This window comes from Erythrobacter sp. (assembly GCF_011765465.1).
Taxonomy (GTDB): Bacteria; Pseudomonadota; Alphaproteobacteria; order Sphingomonadales; family Sphingomonadaceae; genus Erythrobacter.
Genome location: NZ_CP050265.1, coordinates 3,224,455 through 3,237,741, shown reverse-complemented (window position 1 = coordinate 3,237,741; position 13,287 = coordinate 3,224,455). Strand labels below are relative to the sequence as shown.

The 13,287-nt window shown below is 59.4% G+C and carries 16 protein-coding genes; 10 read left to right on the top strand and 6 right to left on the bottom strand.

Features of this window, described 5'->3' with window-relative positions:
- The first annotated feature begins 308 nt into the window (after positions 1-308).
- The 4 genes from G9473_RS15740 to G9473_RS15725 all read left to right on the top strand — a co-directional run bounded on the left by G9473_RS15740 (position 309) and on the right by G9473_RS15725 (position 5,451).
- A complete protein-coding gene (locus G9473_RS15740) occupies positions 309-1,460 on the top strand; it encodes an integrase arm-type DNA-binding domain-containing protein (RefSeq protein ID WP_291134718.1) in 1,152 nt (383 codons plus the stop codon).
- 126 nt (positions 1,461-1,586) lie between these two features.
- Positions 1,587-1,838 (top strand): helix-turn-helix domain-containing protein, encoded by a 252-nt coding sequence (locus tag G9473_RS15735; protein WP_291134716.1) that lies wholly within the window; start codon positions 1,587-1,589, stop codon positions 1,836-1,838.
- Between the two features lie 120 nt (positions 1,839-1,958).
- On the top strand, positions 1,959-4,316 hold the full coding sequence (locus tag G9473_RS15730; RefSeq protein WP_291134714.1) for a hypothetical protein: 2,358 nt from the start codon (positions 1,959-1,961) through the stop codon (positions 4,314-4,316).
- A 475-nt stretch (positions 4,317-4,791) separates the two neighbouring features.
- On the top strand, positions 4,792-5,451 hold the full coding sequence (locus G9473_RS15725; protein ID WP_291134712.1) for a recombinase family protein: 660 nt from the start codon (positions 4,792-4,794) through the stop codon (positions 5,449-5,451).
- 65 nt (positions 5,452-5,516) lie between these two features.
- Here the strand turns inward: G9473_RS15725 and G9473_RS15720 are convergent, their stop codons facing one another.
- From G9473_RS15720 to G9473_RS16055, 3 genes are all read right to left on the bottom strand, one after another.
- The gene (locus G9473_RS15720; protein ID WP_291134709.1) at positions 5,517-5,768 is read right to left on the bottom strand and encodes a hypothetical protein; all 252 of its coding nucleotides are present in this window, start codon (positions 5,766-5,768) and stop codon (positions 5,517-5,519) included.
- A complete protein-coding gene (locus tag G9473_RS15715; RefSeq protein ID WP_291134707.1) occupies positions 5,765-6,463 on the bottom strand; it encodes a thermonuclease family protein in 699 nt (232 codons plus the stop codon). The genes G9473_RS15720 and G9473_RS15715 overlap by 4 nt, the downstream gene beginning before the upstream one ends.
- A gap of 83 nt (positions 6,464-6,546) precedes the next feature.
- Positions 6,547-7,161 carry a DUF6804 family protein gene (locus tag G9473_RS16055; protein WP_367159112.1) on the bottom strand — a complete coding sequence of 205 codons (615 nt, stop codon included), beginning with the start codon at positions 7,159-7,161 and terminating at the stop codon, positions 6,547-6,549.
- A 418-nt stretch (positions 7,162-7,579) separates the two neighbouring features.
- On the opposite strand from G9473_RS16055, the gene G9473_RS15710 reads away from it, so the two are divergent.
- The 6 genes from G9473_RS15710 (at position 7,580) to G9473_RS15685 (ending at position 11,156) form a co-directional block, all read left to right on the top strand.
- Positions 7,580-8,134 (top strand): hypothetical protein, encoded by a 555-nt coding sequence (locus G9473_RS15710; RefSeq protein WP_291134705.1) that lies wholly within the window; start codon positions 7,580-7,582, stop codon positions 8,132-8,134.
- A 105-nt stretch (positions 8,135-8,239) separates the two neighbouring features.
- Positions 8,240-8,779 (top strand): hypothetical protein, encoded by a 540-nt coding sequence (locus G9473_RS15705; protein WP_291134703.1) that lies wholly within the window; start codon positions 8,240-8,242, stop codon positions 8,777-8,779.
- Complete coding sequence (locus tag G9473_RS15700) at positions 8,776-9,183, top strand: hypothetical protein (RefSeq protein ID WP_291134701.1); 408 nt, start codon at positions 8,776-8,778, stop codon at positions 9,181-9,183. Before G9473_RS15705 ends, G9473_RS15700 begins: the two co-directional genes overlap by 4 nt.
- Positions 9,183-9,713 carry a hypothetical protein gene (locus G9473_RS15695; RefSeq protein WP_291134699.1) on the top strand — a complete coding sequence of 177 codons (531 nt, stop codon included), beginning with the start codon at positions 9,183-9,185 and terminating at the stop codon, positions 9,711-9,713. Before G9473_RS15700 ends, G9473_RS15695 begins: the two co-directional genes overlap by 1 nt.
- Entirely contained in the window at positions 9,706-10,464 is a 759-nt protein-coding gene (locus G9473_RS15690) for a terminase family protein (protein WP_291134697.1), read from the top strand. The genes G9473_RS15695 and G9473_RS15690 overlap by 8 nt, the downstream gene beginning before the upstream one ends.
- Entirely contained in the window at positions 10,452-11,156 is a 705-nt protein-coding gene (locus G9473_RS15685) for a hypothetical protein (protein WP_291134695.1), read from the top strand. The genes G9473_RS15690 and G9473_RS15685 overlap by 13 nt, the downstream gene beginning before the upstream one ends.
- On the opposite strand, the gene G9473_RS15680 is transcribed toward G9473_RS15685, so the two are convergent.
- The 3 genes from G9473_RS15680 to G9473_RS15670 are packed head-to-tail and all read right to left on the bottom strand — an operon-like array spanning position 11,157 to position 13,248.
- On the bottom strand, positions 11,157-11,507 hold the full coding sequence (locus G9473_RS15680) for a thermonuclease family protein (protein ID WP_291134693.1): 351 nt from the start codon (positions 11,505-11,507) through the stop codon (positions 11,157-11,159).
- 10 nt (positions 11,508-11,517) lie between these two features.
- Positions 11,518-11,943 carry a very short patch repair endonuclease gene (locus G9473_RS15675; protein WP_291134691.1) on the bottom strand — a complete coding sequence of 142 codons (426 nt, stop codon included), beginning with the start codon at positions 11,941-11,943 and terminating at the stop codon, positions 11,518-11,520.
- Positions 11,944-13,248, bottom strand: coding sequence for a DNA cytosine methyltransferase (locus G9473_RS15670; RefSeq protein ID WP_291134689.1), 1,305 nt, complete (start codon positions 13,246-13,248; stop codon positions 11,944-11,946).
- Between the last annotated feature and the right edge of the window lie 39 nt (positions 13,249-13,287).

The following is a 13,287-nucleotide window of genomic DNA, read 5'->3' as shown; positions in this document are numbered from 1 at the left end:
GACATCGCCGCTTCAACCATGGTTGCCCCGTCGGTTCAACCGGAAGGACGCAATAGGGCTCGAGCCAAGCCAATCGGACAAGCAGGGGCCAGGCGCGCGAGCGTTACGAATACTGGCTGATAAGTGGTGCCGCTTACGTGACTCGAACACGTGACCCCATCATTACGAAGAATATCTGACGGGTCCAACACGATCCAAAGAGATCGGAAAGACGCAGCTAATTCAACATCTTCGGTTGCATGACTCCAAGCGCTGACCAATGTGATTGCACACCCATGTTGTAAATCCGTTGTCTCGTAGAGAACATCATGCCGCAGATTTCGCTCAACGATACCGAGGTCGACCGACTTAAGTTTGGGCCACTGAAATGGTACTCGCACAAAGGCGACCGTTACCCCGGTTTGCGCATGGCTGTCACCAAGACGGCGAAAACGTGGTACCTGTCCAAGCGCGACCCTCGCACAGGCAAGACGCGCTCGATCAAGCTAGGCCGCTTCCCAGCGATGACGCGCGACATGGCTTGGCGAGAGGCCAAGGTCAAAGCGTCGCGCATCGACAACGGTACAGACGAGCAAGAAGCGCTGCCGACCTTCCTAGAGCAGCTTGAACGCTACATCGCCTTCCGCTCGGCTGATCGAAAGTCCGGCAGGGCGCCACTCAAGCCGAAGACGGCGAAGGAGTATCGCGGCTGCATCGACAACCATTTCGCGAAATGGGCGGATAAACCTCTCGACAAAATTTCTGTGCCGGAGGTTGAGCAGCACATGGACGAATTGCAGGCGAGGAAGCCTTACGCTGCCCAACAGCTTCATGTTCTAGTCGGCGCTGTTTTCCGACATGATCGGCACGTGAAGCTCGACCCGCCACGCCTCAAGGAACAGACGAAGATGCAGCGTCGCAAATTGGATCGTTCGATCCCGTGGGCGGACAGGCTGGCAGAGATCGATGCCATCGACAACTTGGTCATCCGAACCTGCTGGCTTATCCGCTGGCACACCGGGAGCCGCGAAAATGTGCTTCGCGCGCTCACTTGGCGCGATGTCGATCTCGGCCAAGGAACAATGACGTTTCCTCGGCTCAAGAAGGACGAGAGCCCTCGCACAATCGCGATGAGCGCCGCGACCAAGGCGCTATTTGAGCGCCTGAAGGGTCTCCACAAGACTTGGGTTTTCCCCTCTGTTCGAAAGAACGTTCACATCGATCAGCTCGACCGCCTTAAGCTTACTTGCCCTGGCGACCTTCGCCATCTTTGGCACGACGCGGCAATGATAGCGGGAACACCGCCCTACATGATGCGCTGGCTCAATGGTCAAAACCTCAAGGCTGGCGAGGTTGATATGCTTGGTCACTACGGTCAGGTCGACGATCTCGACAGTCAGCGGGAAGCGGCGAACGCAGTATCCACAGTCATCCTGAAAAGGTGCAAGATTCCAGTTGCGGACGCCGTAGCAGTTGCTTAGTTTTTGATCGTCAACGCCCCATTCTAGAAGTTTTTAACCCGTTCTGGAATGAGGCCGCACTGTTCTAGCAGGTGAACCTGACAGTCGGATAGCGGTGCGGCTCATGGCTCAACCAAAAGGTGAGCTATGACGATTGAAGATCTTATTTCCGAAGTGCGCGTGTCGCTTGAAGCAGAACGTTACCCGCCTATCATGACGACGAGGCAGGTCGCGGACCTGCTCGGGTTGTCATCCGAATGGTTGTTCCAAGCGCGGAAAACGCGCATCGGGCCGCCATTCATCCAGCTTTCCCGGCAGACTGTTCGCTACGAACGAGACGACGTTCTAGCTTGGGCTCGCAAGCATCGTGTTGAAACGAAGGAGGGCGCAGCGGCCTGAACCGCTACGCCCTCGGAGGTGTCGTTTCGCCCTCACGCGAGGCCTGGATTTTACGTGCTCTGCCGCGCCTGTTCAACCGCGCTTTCAGGAACGACGCCTCGGTGACTGAGGTGATCGAAAATGGAAGAATCTGACAAGAACGCGCTCTCCGCGCTGATCGACCTTGGCTATCGCTTGATCCCGCTCCAGTCAGGTAAAAACGGCAAGCAACCGCGCGATGCGGGCTATGCGACGCGCGGCTATTCCCTTGACGATCTGACCGGCAATGTCGGACTGATTATCGACGAACACCACGTTGACGTTGACCTCGACTGGGATATCTCAAATCGGATTGCTGGGGCGCTCCTGCCGCGCACGCGATGCACCGTCCATAGGTCCGATGGCAGCATGCGCCATGCGATCTATCGGGCCGAGATCGACAAGCCTATCGACTTCAAACTGCCTAAGGTCGACGGACATGAACTCGCGGGCCCGCACGCCTACACGGTCCTGCAATTGCGGACCTCCCGTGACGGTGAGCCATACCACGTCATGGTCTCGCCTTCCGTTCATCCGAATGGTGAACAACTGTGTTGGTGGGACCAATGGGAGCCTATTCCGAGCATTGTGGATGGAGACGAATTGAACCGAAGGGCGGGCCTGCTCGCAGCCGCCACCTTCTTCGTTCGCTTTTATCCCGCCGAAGGTGGTCGGGACGAGTTCGCGCTCGCTTTGGCCGGGGCATTGGTCCGCGCCGGATGGTCAGACGAAATCGCGCGGAACTTTCTGGAACTGGTCGCGTCCGAGGCCGGAGACGATGAGCGAACAGGCCGCCGCGCGGAACAGATAATAACGAAGGCGCGGCAGCGGCTGGATGACGACCGAACCCTCCGTGGCCTCACGTCCATGTCGAAGCTGCTCGGCCTGCCGAAGGAGTGGATCGACGAGGTCGCCGTGTGGCTCGGCATTCGGCGGCGGCGCGAGGGGCAGGCGATCTTCGACAAGGGCCTGATTATCGACACCTCGCGGCAGGCTTGGGCGGCGCTCGCCGAATACGAGGTCGACGGTGCGCCCGGGGTCTATGCCTACGGCGAGGCGTTCGCCCGTATCGACCGCGATCACGTCCAGCCGCTCGAGGAGCCCGAGTTCACCTATGAACTGAACCGCGCGGCCACGTGGTTCAAGCCTATTGGGGACGACGGATGGAAGCCTTCGAATGCGCCTGCTGCGGTTGTGAAGGACATGCTCGCTGCCCGTTCGCAAGAAATCACGCTTCCCTGCCTGAAAGAAGTCGTGAACGTTCCAATCTTCACCCGAGACGGGCGGCTTCTCGACACGCGCGGATACGATGAAGCGGCCCAAATATACCTCGCCGCGAAGATCGAAGTGGACGTGCCTGCTGAACCCACCGAAGAGCAGGTTCAGGCAGCCGTCGAGTTGCTGCTTAAGCCGCTTGCCGACTTTCCCTTCGAAGACGAGTCGGACCGCGCGAACGCCCTCGCCATGTGCCTCGAACCCTATGTGCGCGACCTGTTCGACATCGCGCCCATGTATTACCTCAACAAGCCCGTGGCGGGAACAGGCGCGACGCTGCTCGTCCACGCCTGCCTCTACCCCGCCCTTGGCAGCGCGCCGCCGGCCACCAAGCCTCCACAGCAGGAAGAGGAGATGGAGAAGACCCTGACCTCGATCCTCATGGACGGGGGTAAGGTCGTGTTCTTCGACAATGCGACCAAGTTGAAGAGCCAAGCCCTTGCTGCCACGCTCACTGCCGAAACCTACAAGGCGCGCATACTTGGGTACTCCCGCATGGTCAGCCTGCCCGTCCGCGTCACGTGGGTGACGACGGGCAACAACCCCGACATCGAAAACGAAATCTACCGCCGCTGCGTCGACATCCGCATGGACGCGCGCGAGGCCAACCCCGAAGATCGCCCGTCGGAGGCATTCGCCATTCCAGACCTAAAGGGCTGGCTGAAAGACAACAGGCCGGGCCTCGTCGCTGCCGCGCTGACGGTAATCCGGTCCTGGGTGAACGCCGGAATGCCGGATGGCTCGAAGTCGAAAGCGTCGTTCGAGCGATGGGCGCGGGTGATGTCGGGCATTATTGAGCACGCGGGGGTCGTGGGCTTTCTCGATACGCCGAAGGAGCGAAGGCCCGAGGATGAGGCCACAGAATGGATTCGAGAGGTTGTCATCGCGTGGCTACGGTGCATGCATCGGCGGGTTCCGATCACGTCTCGCGCTGGCGGGGTGCATGACATGAACCTCGACTGGAACGAGCCGCGCAAGGCCAAGGAGATCGCTGCCATGCTCGACTGCTTGGAGGTCGACATAGGCGACGGGTGGAAGGATCCTGCGCGCGCCTTAGGGGACAGGCTGAGGCAATTCAGGGACCGCATCATCGAAGTCGAGACGAGCGATGGACCAAGGCGGTACTCGCTCCGCTCGCGGCAGTCCTGCAACAGCACGCGGTGGTGGCTCGAAGCCGAGGAGTAGCAGGGGGCCCATGCGTCCCATAGGGCATCCCATGAGAAAAACGTGAGTGAGTTCAATAATTTGATGGGCAGTATGGTAACTATGGGCACTTTATGCGGTCAGTTGCTGAATCGGTCATTCGCTTGGCGAATGCGCACAGACGCGACACGCTCGGAATGTGCCCATAAAGCCCATACTTCCCATGATACCGTTGATATTGCGGACGAATTTCGCATGGGCACTCTTATGGGCTGCATGGGCGGGCACACCATCCCCACAAGATAGATTGATCGATCCGATTGAAACCGCACCGCTTGATCGACTTCCGCGATTTATCGACCCGATGCGCGGAACGCAGAGCCGCAACGGTTCTGCCCCTTGCTCGACCCAAGCCGTTTACCGGGGCGAGCGCATTTTCACCGCTTCGCCGCGGTTGATCGCCACCGGGGTCGCCGTCCACGACATGTGGCAACGAACGTTGCCATAGAGGACCACCATGCCCCTCGCTGTCGGATACCTGCGCGTCAGCACGGATCGCCAACCTCTCGGGATCGAGGCGCAACGCCGAGCCGTCGACGCCTTCGCTCAGCAGTATGGGTATGACCTGATCGCCGGCCGATATTTCGAGGAGGTCGAGTCAGGTTCGCGGGACGACCGCCCGCAGCTTGCCCGCGCGCTTGATGTCTGCCGTGCCTATGGGGCGACCCTTATCGTTGCCCGCCTCGACCGCCTATCGCGCGACGCTGCCTTCATCTTGACCCTGCGAAAAGAGGACATCGCGATCCGCTTCGTCGACCTGCCGCAGGCCGACGAGTTCACCGTCGCGATCCTTGCTGTCGTCGCGGAGCACGAGCGCCGCCTTATCAGCCAGCGCACGAAGGCTGCTCTCGCGGTCAGAAAGGCGCAGGGAGCGAAACTGGGCGGCGATAGGGGTGGAATACCATCTGACGACGCTCGAGCCCGCTCTGCGGCCTCTAGGCGGCGCAGAGCAGCAGAACGAGCGCGCATCGCCCTAGGGCAGGTTGACGGGTGGGAGAGCATGCCCCCAGCGGCGATAGCGGACCGCCTCAACGGGCTGGGTGTGCCGACCGCCTCGGGGCGAGGCTGGTGGACTGCCGAAAAGGCGCGGGCGGCCATGCGGCTCTTTGCCAAATGACCGGCGGGCGCAACAGCTTCCCCATACTTTTCGCCGGTGCTCTTTCCACGGTGCGCTGTCAAAAATTAAAGATGACGCGAAGAACGCTCTGGCGAATGCAGGTCGTCTCCTTGTCGAGCAATCTCGCAAATGTTCTCGGAAGTCGATCCAAGCGCGTAAAAATAGGCTATTGCCATCAAGACTGCCCAAATCTCGGCAGGCGCATTGCCGAATAAGGCTTCGATAGCCATCTTCACGAACATGAGGCAAAGCCACGTTGCAAGCGCAACTAATCCGGCCCACGCGACAAGTTGAAAACCAATCGAGAGCTTTTTCACGCCCGCGACCTCCGATAGCCAGCAGCCTGCGCCTCGCTCTCGGTGCAGAACAACTCTTCGGCGCGGGTCGCATCGTAGTAGGGGCGGCCCGGCAGGTGATAAATCCACTCGCCTCGCCTGCTGCGGTTGCCCTTGATGGCGCAGCCGTATTGGTTGCGATAGACCCGCTCCCGAACCCTAGTCGCACGAACCTGCCCGCGCTCTGCCCTTCCCGCGGCACGTGAAGCATGTTGCGGGTTGGCAGCGCGCCACTCGGCAGGCTCTTGAAAGGTCGAGGCCCACAGACCCCAATTCATTCGCTTGGCGACACCGAGGGCCGCCGCGTAGTCGTAGGGGGCGTCCTCGCCCAAGACTGCCATGCCCCGCCGCACCATCTCCGTACCGAGGTTGAACGACCGAGTCTGACAGGTCGCGACCGCTCGACCGTAGATGTCGTGTTCGAGAACAGTGCAGGACAGCTTCTGGCCATCAACGAGAGAGGCAAGGATTGCGGTCGCTTCGAAACCGCAAGCCCATTCTTGTTCGTCTTTCTCGCAAACCTGCTTCGCTTCAGGCGCGTCGATATGCGCAAGACGGATCCGGGTGCCCGTCATGTCGATGGTATCCCCATCGACTACGGTAGCAGTGCCTTCGATCACCTGGGCAACGGCTGGTGTCGAATAAAGTAGGGCAAGGAGCATCAAAAGCCGGAACATGTTGCACCTTATGCCCTACAAATATTCAACAATGAGTGTATTACACGATCAAAGCGCCAAGCGGGCCAAGCCGAATTTCAACGTTACCTGTTGCTATTGAATTTCTGAAGCAGGAGACTCGAACTTATCCCGAAGAACAAAAATGTCAAAAAGGCCTTGGACCGCAGAAACTTCGCCCATTCAGGTATGTCGAGCTTTGTCATATCTTCGAGCATCTCAGGGCCGCACGGCCCTCGCCCATCATGCAGGCAAACGTAATCGCCCGTCCAATACATTGGCCCATGCGGCATGTAGTGATTCACGTAGTGGGTAAGGGCCAACAAAGCCATCCCGTAAGCCGCGAAGGCTCCGCCTGCGACACCGGCCATCCGAGGATGAACCAGTGATATGCCAAGAGCGGCATAACCGCACATGTAAGCGAGCCCAATCACATCCCAGCCTTCGTTCCCGAGACGAGGAATAAATGGGTTGAAAAAGAAGGCACCGAAACTCGCGAATGCGATCCAACCCCATCTCTTCTTCGACCATGCCCACGCGCAAACGAAGCACGATAAGGCAAACACGGCCCATCGAGCCGCATCGTAAAAAGCCGCAGGCCATTCTCCCAAAGAAAGATAGAGTGCGATCGAGCCCGAAAGCAAGGCAATGGCGAGTGCTTGCTCCCTTGATGAGGACGCTGCGACGGGTTCGGAAGCCACGTCGGAAATAACGGAAGATAAACCTATTCGCACCTGCGCTCATCTCGCTTTTCGAAGCAGTCTCGCGGGTCGATCTACCTGCGCCGGAATGCCGAAAGTAAAGCCCTGCCGAGATCATCACAATGCTAGGCCGTCATTCTTAAATTGTGGTAACGCCGCCCCGGTGAGAGGTGCGATAAGTCGGTATGAGATACCGACCGCCCACCTCGCACAATCCCAACCCAAGCCCGCCGCCCCGCATCTTCGATCACAATGCGAAGGCGGTCCTGACCGCCGCTAACCTCCCAGTGAAGCGCGTCACCCATGACTGCGAGCACCCGGTCACTGCTGTCATCGAATGGCGGCGCTCGCCTACGCCAGAGCAGCGCGAACAGGCTGAAAACCTCCTCCCCGACCGAGAGTGCCAACACGCGTCCTGATGGGGCGTTGGGAAGATATGCTACCCGCGCCCGAGTTCGAAGTCGCCCTGCGCGCTGTCGGCCTGCCTGTCTCTTCGTGCGAGCGGCAGCGGCAACCTCCGCACCACGTCCGTGCCCGGTTCGAACGGAAGCTGTCTCTCGACGAAAAGGACTTGGCAGCGCGCGTGAAAGCGGCGGTGAAAGCGGGCGAGTTCGACGCTGAAAAATTCCGTCCCCGCAAACCGAGACCGAAGCGCGAACCGATTGCCAAGGAATTGGTCGAGATTGGGCTGATCGAACACAAGCGTGAACTGAAGCCATCACCGCCGCGTCCGCAGCACTTGCCCGCGCCGATTGACGATCATGCCGAGGTTGCAGGCATCAAGGCGCTCGGCCTCGAAGTGATCCGCGCGGCATGGAAGGATGCCAAGGCAGGCGACCGTGAAGCCATCGCTTTTCTGACCGCCGCATACGGGAGTTGGGCCGAAGCGCGTGCCTATTGGTGCGCCCTAGCCGACCTCGACCCTACGTGGCTCCAAGAACAGGCGCAGCGGCATTTCTCAAAGCGCGGTTGAGCAGGAATAGTTCTCGATCCATCGTTCAGAAATCGGCGGATAGCCGTTCCGAATAGGCGGTGCGGCTAGTCCGTCGACATGAGGCTTGTCATGTCGAATGAAAGATTGAAGAAGTTTCTTGCGACCGAACCCGGTTCGCTTGGACTGGCCGAGAAGCTCAAGCAGCTTGAGGCCGAGAATGCCGAACTCGAAGCAGAACTTGAGCGCACCGAGAAGAACCGCAAAGCCCTAATCCGCGAAAAGCGCCTGCTGCAGGGACGGCCCGACAAGGCGTTGAAGGGAACCGCCACTGAACTGTTCATCACCCGGTCGGCATCTCGCGACCCGCAGGTCTATGCGCGGATGAAGGAGGTCGCCGCCGAGCAGGGTAAGACCCTGCGCATCGTCGACGACCAACCTGCTGCTGCGCATAGCGGCCCGCCACCGGCATCGCCGGTTCACTCGCTTGGCGATGACGACGCCGGTGTGCTCTACGTCAATGCAGCGGTCCGCGACCGCGTCGGCGTGGCGCGGATCAAGGAGATCGCGCGAGAGCGCGGCTACAAAGAGGCGCGCACATTCCGTTCCGCTCGTGATCTACCCGACAACATGCAACAGGCGCACCAGCAGGCTCTCCTCGATAGCAAGAATGGAGAGCACTGGTGATACGCCTCGACCAATTGCATCCGACTTGGGTCGGTCACTTTCTCTTCGCCGTGGAAGCGCAAGGCTGGGCGGAGGCTAAGATCAACAAGCGGGGGCGCGTGACAGCGATACCGCCTCAACTCGAGGGCATCCCGCCTCAGACAGATCGTTACAACCTGCTCTCACACGGAAAGGGACCGGAAGTCTTTGCGCAGGCGCTCGTCCTTGCAGACTTCGCTACAGGTTCGAAAACCGGAGCCGATCTTCGTGAAAGCTTCTTCAAGAAGCGACCGCTCCACGGATTCCATTTCGATGAGAATGTCTTTTTTGAAAATGATCATCGCAAAGCCCTACTTTATTTGCTGCGCTCGAACGCTTTTGCGACAGACTACTTAGACGCGCAACTGCGATCCAAGGAAAGCTGATGGCAAGGCCCTGCACCGCCTGCGCCCATCCCCGCATTGCCAGCCTGAACCGCGACCTAGTCGCTGGAGTCACCAACGCGGAGGTGGCGCGGCGGTACGGCCTCAAGCCTGACGCCATCCGTCGCCATGCCGACAATCACCTGGACGAGGAGCAGCGGCGCGAAATAACGTTGGCGCTCCGAACGGAGCGCGCGCAGGCAGTGGCCGACGCGCTGAACGAAGGCGATGTTGAAATCCACCGTAGCCTAAAGCGGGTCGTCACGGAGATCGACTCGCTGCTCCAGCGGGCCAAGGCAGACGGTAACGATCCGCTTGCGCTCATGTCGCTGCGCGAAATGAGGAACGCGCTCATGGACCTCGCGAAGCTGACGGGCACTCTTCAGAACGAACTCACTGTCAACGTGAACCTCAACGAGAGCCCGCAATTTATCGTCCTGCGGCAGATGATCCTGCGCGTCCTCGACCGCCATCCGGACGCGAAAGCCGACTTCCTAGGCGAGATGCAGCGGTTGCAGATCGGTCATGGATGACGCGCTGCGCCAATTCTTCGAAGGCCTCGTCGTCGGCCTCGATCCTGTAGCCCGCTTCGAGCGCGCCATAGGCGATGCGGACGAATGGCAGCGCGAGGTGCTCCTGACCGATCCGTCGGGCCAGCCGGAAGACCAGTTCGTGACCGTCCTAGCGTCCCGGCAAACGGGCAAGAGCACAACTATCGGGTGTCTTGCCTACGATGACGTCACGCGAGGCAAGACGTGCCTTCTCGCCGCCCCTAGCCAGCGCCAAAGTCAGGAGTTGCTTCGCCGGATCACCGCGTTCGTGCAAAGTGACCCAGTGCCGCCGAAACTCGTGCGGTCATCCCTGTCGGAGATCGAAACGTCGGACGGGGGGCGCGTCATCTCGATCCCGGCGACCGACGGCGCGCGCGGGTTCACCTGCGACACGCTCATCCTCGATGAAGCGGCATGGTTGGACGATGACGCAATCGCCGCTCTACTGCCGATGCGGAAGCCCGACGGGCGCGTGCTGATGATGAGCACGCCCCGAGGCCGAGAAGGCTTCTTTCACGATACGTGGTCTGCTGGAAGGACGCGCCGGATATTCGCCCGCTCGGTCGACATTCCTCGGCTCGCATCGAAGGTCGAATATGACCGCCGCTTCATGAGCGAAATCCGCTTTCGGGCGGAACACCTGTGCGAGTTTCTTGGCGGCGGGCTGCCTCTGATCTCCCGCGACGTGCTCGATCGAGCGATCAGCGAGAGGCCTGCGTTATGCTTGATCTGATCCACCTCGGAGGCGGTCGCGTGAATCTATGCGCAGGGCCGGACCCTGCCATCGAGCGCGTGACGGGCCACGACCGCTTCTTCATGGGCCTCGACCTTGGTCGAAACGACCCTTCCGCCATCGTGATCGTGCGCGATACCTGCTTGCCCGAATGGGAGAACGGCTATCGCCAGCGCCTTGGCGACCGGACGCGCACCGTGGTCTATGCTGACCGCATCCGCGCAACTGCCTACACCGACATAGCGGCGCATGTGGCGCAAGTGCTTGCCAAGCCTGACTTGCACGGACGCACGACGCTCTCTGTCGATGCTACGGGCCTTGGCGGGCCGTTCTGCGATGTGCTGACCGAAGGCGGGATCGACCACTATGCGATTACCATGACCGCTGGGGCCGCATGGTCGCGCAAGGGCCACCGCGTGTCCGTGTCGAAGAACGTGCTGCTTGAAACGCTCGCCGGTGCCTTCGAAACTGGCTCCTTGCAGATCGCCCATGACCTGCCGCTGCGCCATCAACTTATGGCCGAGATCGCATCGTTCGAACTCGCCAGCACTGCTGCCGGGAACCTCGTCCTGCAAGGCGGCGGGAAAGGGCACCATGCGGACATGGCGATTGCCCTCTCGCTCGCGTTCTTCGCGTCCGAGAACCTAACCCGGGGCTTTGTTGGCGAAGGGCAGTTGCAGGGGTGGATTTAACTAGCAATCGCGGGCGATAGCCCCGCCGTTGTCCCAGCGCTGGATATAGGCCGCATGACCCGCTTGGATCATGGCGCAGGACAGGTTCATTCCACCAGCGTAAACGACAGCGAGGGTACGCCCATACCGATCCTCGCCATGTCGCACTATTTCGACCGAGCGGCCTGCTATCAATCGCGCCAGATAGTCCTTTGCAGCCTGCGGATCACCCGGCACACATCGTCTATTGCGAGGGCATGAAAATTCTGGTGCATCAATGCCAAGTAGCCGTATCCGCTCGTCGTCACACCGCAGGCTATCGCCATCCACTGCAACGCAGGACAGTGTGGCGGCGGCCAGCAGCGTGAGCATATCGTCCCATTCAAATACGAGTCGGGCCAAGAAACCTGGTCAGCTTTGCTGCCAAACGGTCAACGTCAGCCAGCTCACATTCCCAGATAGTCATTACTTCCCAGTTAGCCTCAGCCAGCTTCTGCAAGACCTTATCGTGCCGCTCCTTGTTTCGAGCGAACTTCTGCTCCCAAAATTCAACATTAGAAGTTGGGATCCTCGTAATTGGGCAGTTCGGGTCATCATGGGCATGCCAGAAGCAGCCATGAACAAAGACCGCCCGCTTTCGTTTCGTAAAGGCGATGTCTGGCTTGCCTGGGAGCCCTTTGTAGTTGACACGAAAGCGGTAGCCGAGCGATGCGAGTAGCCGCCTCGTCACAAGCTCTGGCTTGGTGTTCTTTGCTTTTGAACCGCGCATGATATTAGCGCGCTTTTCCTTGGAGAAAATGTCGGCCAATTAGCTTGCAGAAGCCGTGAGTATCTTGTCGAAGTGGCGACCGACATGCTCTGCCAGCTTCACCGCCACTGCGTTGCCAATCTGCGTGTATTTCGGAACCTCACGGTCGAAGTTACCTTCTCTCGGATTACCTGCGCGACGTAGTCCGCCAGTCGTTCTCTTGCCCGCAAACTGATACCAGTCAGGGAATGTTTGGAGACGCGCCCATTCTCGCACGGTCAAAATGCGTGGTTGGCTGTAGTGGACATAATCGTCAGGCATCGACGTTGCAGTAATCCAAGGTGTCCGGTTACCCCATTCTGGTGGTAGCAGACGCTGCGCAAATTTCTTGGTTCGATATTCTTTCGGAATTTCACCGCCTGTCTCGTGCATCGCAAGAAACTTCTCGACGATTTGCCTAGCATGCCGGCTGTACTCTTGGTCAGTTACCTTCGCCCCTGCATGAGCTAAGTCGCCCGGGCGAAACCACTCCTGAACCCCAGCCGCATCCCTAGGGTAGGCTGTGGTTTCAAATGGCTTTGGGTATTCGCCGGATTGAAGCGCCACCAGCGCGTCAGGGTCTTCAAGATCAGAAAGAAGCTCGTTCAGGTTGGGAGCACGGTTGCCTGAAGGAGGAGGCAGGAATCCGCACTCAACAGCGTCGAGTGAACTGCTTTGGAGATCGACAACACCCTGAGCAGCATTAGCCACTTCTTTGCTGATGCCCGCAATCAAAACGCGCGGCCTATTTTGCGGGACATCGTAGTCTGACGCATGAACGAGTGACCACTTGACGTAGTAACCGTGCTCATCCCCTAGACGCTGGAACCGCTTGAAAACGTCATCCCAAATCTCGCCCTTTTGGCCACCAGCGCGCCAGCGCGACGACAACAACCCCTTCACGTTTTCAAAAAGGAATAACTTTGGTCTGATCTGCTCAATGAACCACGCCATACGGCCATAAAGCTGATTCGACGGCAATTCGATTCTATCGACCGAGTATGAGCGGCGATGGCCTATGCCGCTGTAGCCCTGACAAGGCGGGCCTCCGGTCAAAACATCAACACCGAAAGCATCGCCAAGACCTGTGCTGATAGAGTTTAGATTGGAGCGTAAAGCCGCAATCGTTTTGGAATCGACCTCCCCGATGTCGGCGGAGTGTAGTTCCTTGTTCTCGTTGAAAGGCAAGCCTCCTAGATCGTGAGAACGGTTGATCAAGTAGGTCTCACGCGCATCGTCATTCAACTCGTTGACGAATACCGGGGTGTAGCCTGCCATCTCGAAGCCGAGCGACAGGCCGCCGCACCCAGCAAATAGGTCAATCATTTTTCTACCGGGTGCGGCATCCCGAGATTGAGCAGGGTT

Coding starts and splice junctions, on each gene's coding strand:
- G9473_RS15740 (WP_291134718.1), top strand. CDS start 309: ATGCCGCAGATTTCGCTCAACGATACCGAGGTCGACCGACTTAAGTTT.
- G9473_RS15735 (WP_291134716.1), top strand. CDS start 1,587: ATGACGATTGAAGATCTTATTTCCGAAGTGCGCGTGTCGCTTGAAGCA.
- G9473_RS15730 (WP_291134714.1), top strand. CDS start 1,959: ATGGAAGAATCTGACAAGAACGCGCTCTCCGCGCTGATCGACCTTGGC.
- G9473_RS15725 (WP_291134712.1), top strand. CDS start 4,792: ATGCCCCTCGCTGTCGGATACCTGCGCGTCAGCACGGATCGCCAACCT.
- G9473_RS15715 (WP_291134707.1), bottom strand. CDS start 6,463: ATGTTCCGGCTTTTGATGCTCCTTGCCCTACTTTATTCGACACCAGCC.
- G9473_RS15710 (WP_291134705.1), top strand. CDS start 7,580: ATGGGGCGTTGGGAAGATATGCTACCCGCGCCCGAGTTCGAAGTCGCC.
- G9473_RS15695 (WP_291134699.1), top strand. CDS start 9,183: ATGGCAAGGCCCTGCACCGCCTGCGCCCATCCCCGCATTGCCAGCCTG.
- G9473_RS15690 (WP_291134697.1), top strand. CDS start 9,706: ATGGATGACGCGCTGCGCCAATTCTTCGAAGGCCTCGTCGTCGGCCTC.
- G9473_RS15685 (WP_291134695.1), top strand. CDS start 10,452: ATGCTTGATCTGATCCACCTCGGAGGCGGTCGCGTGAATCTATGCGCA.
- G9473_RS15680 (WP_291134693.1), bottom strand. CDS start 11,507: ATGCTCACGCTGCTGGCCGCCGCCACACTGTCCTGCGTTGCAGTGGAT.
- G9473_RS15670 (WP_291134689.1), bottom strand. CDS start 13,248: ATGATTGACCTATTTGCTGGGTGCGGCGGCCTGTCGCTCGGCTTCGAG.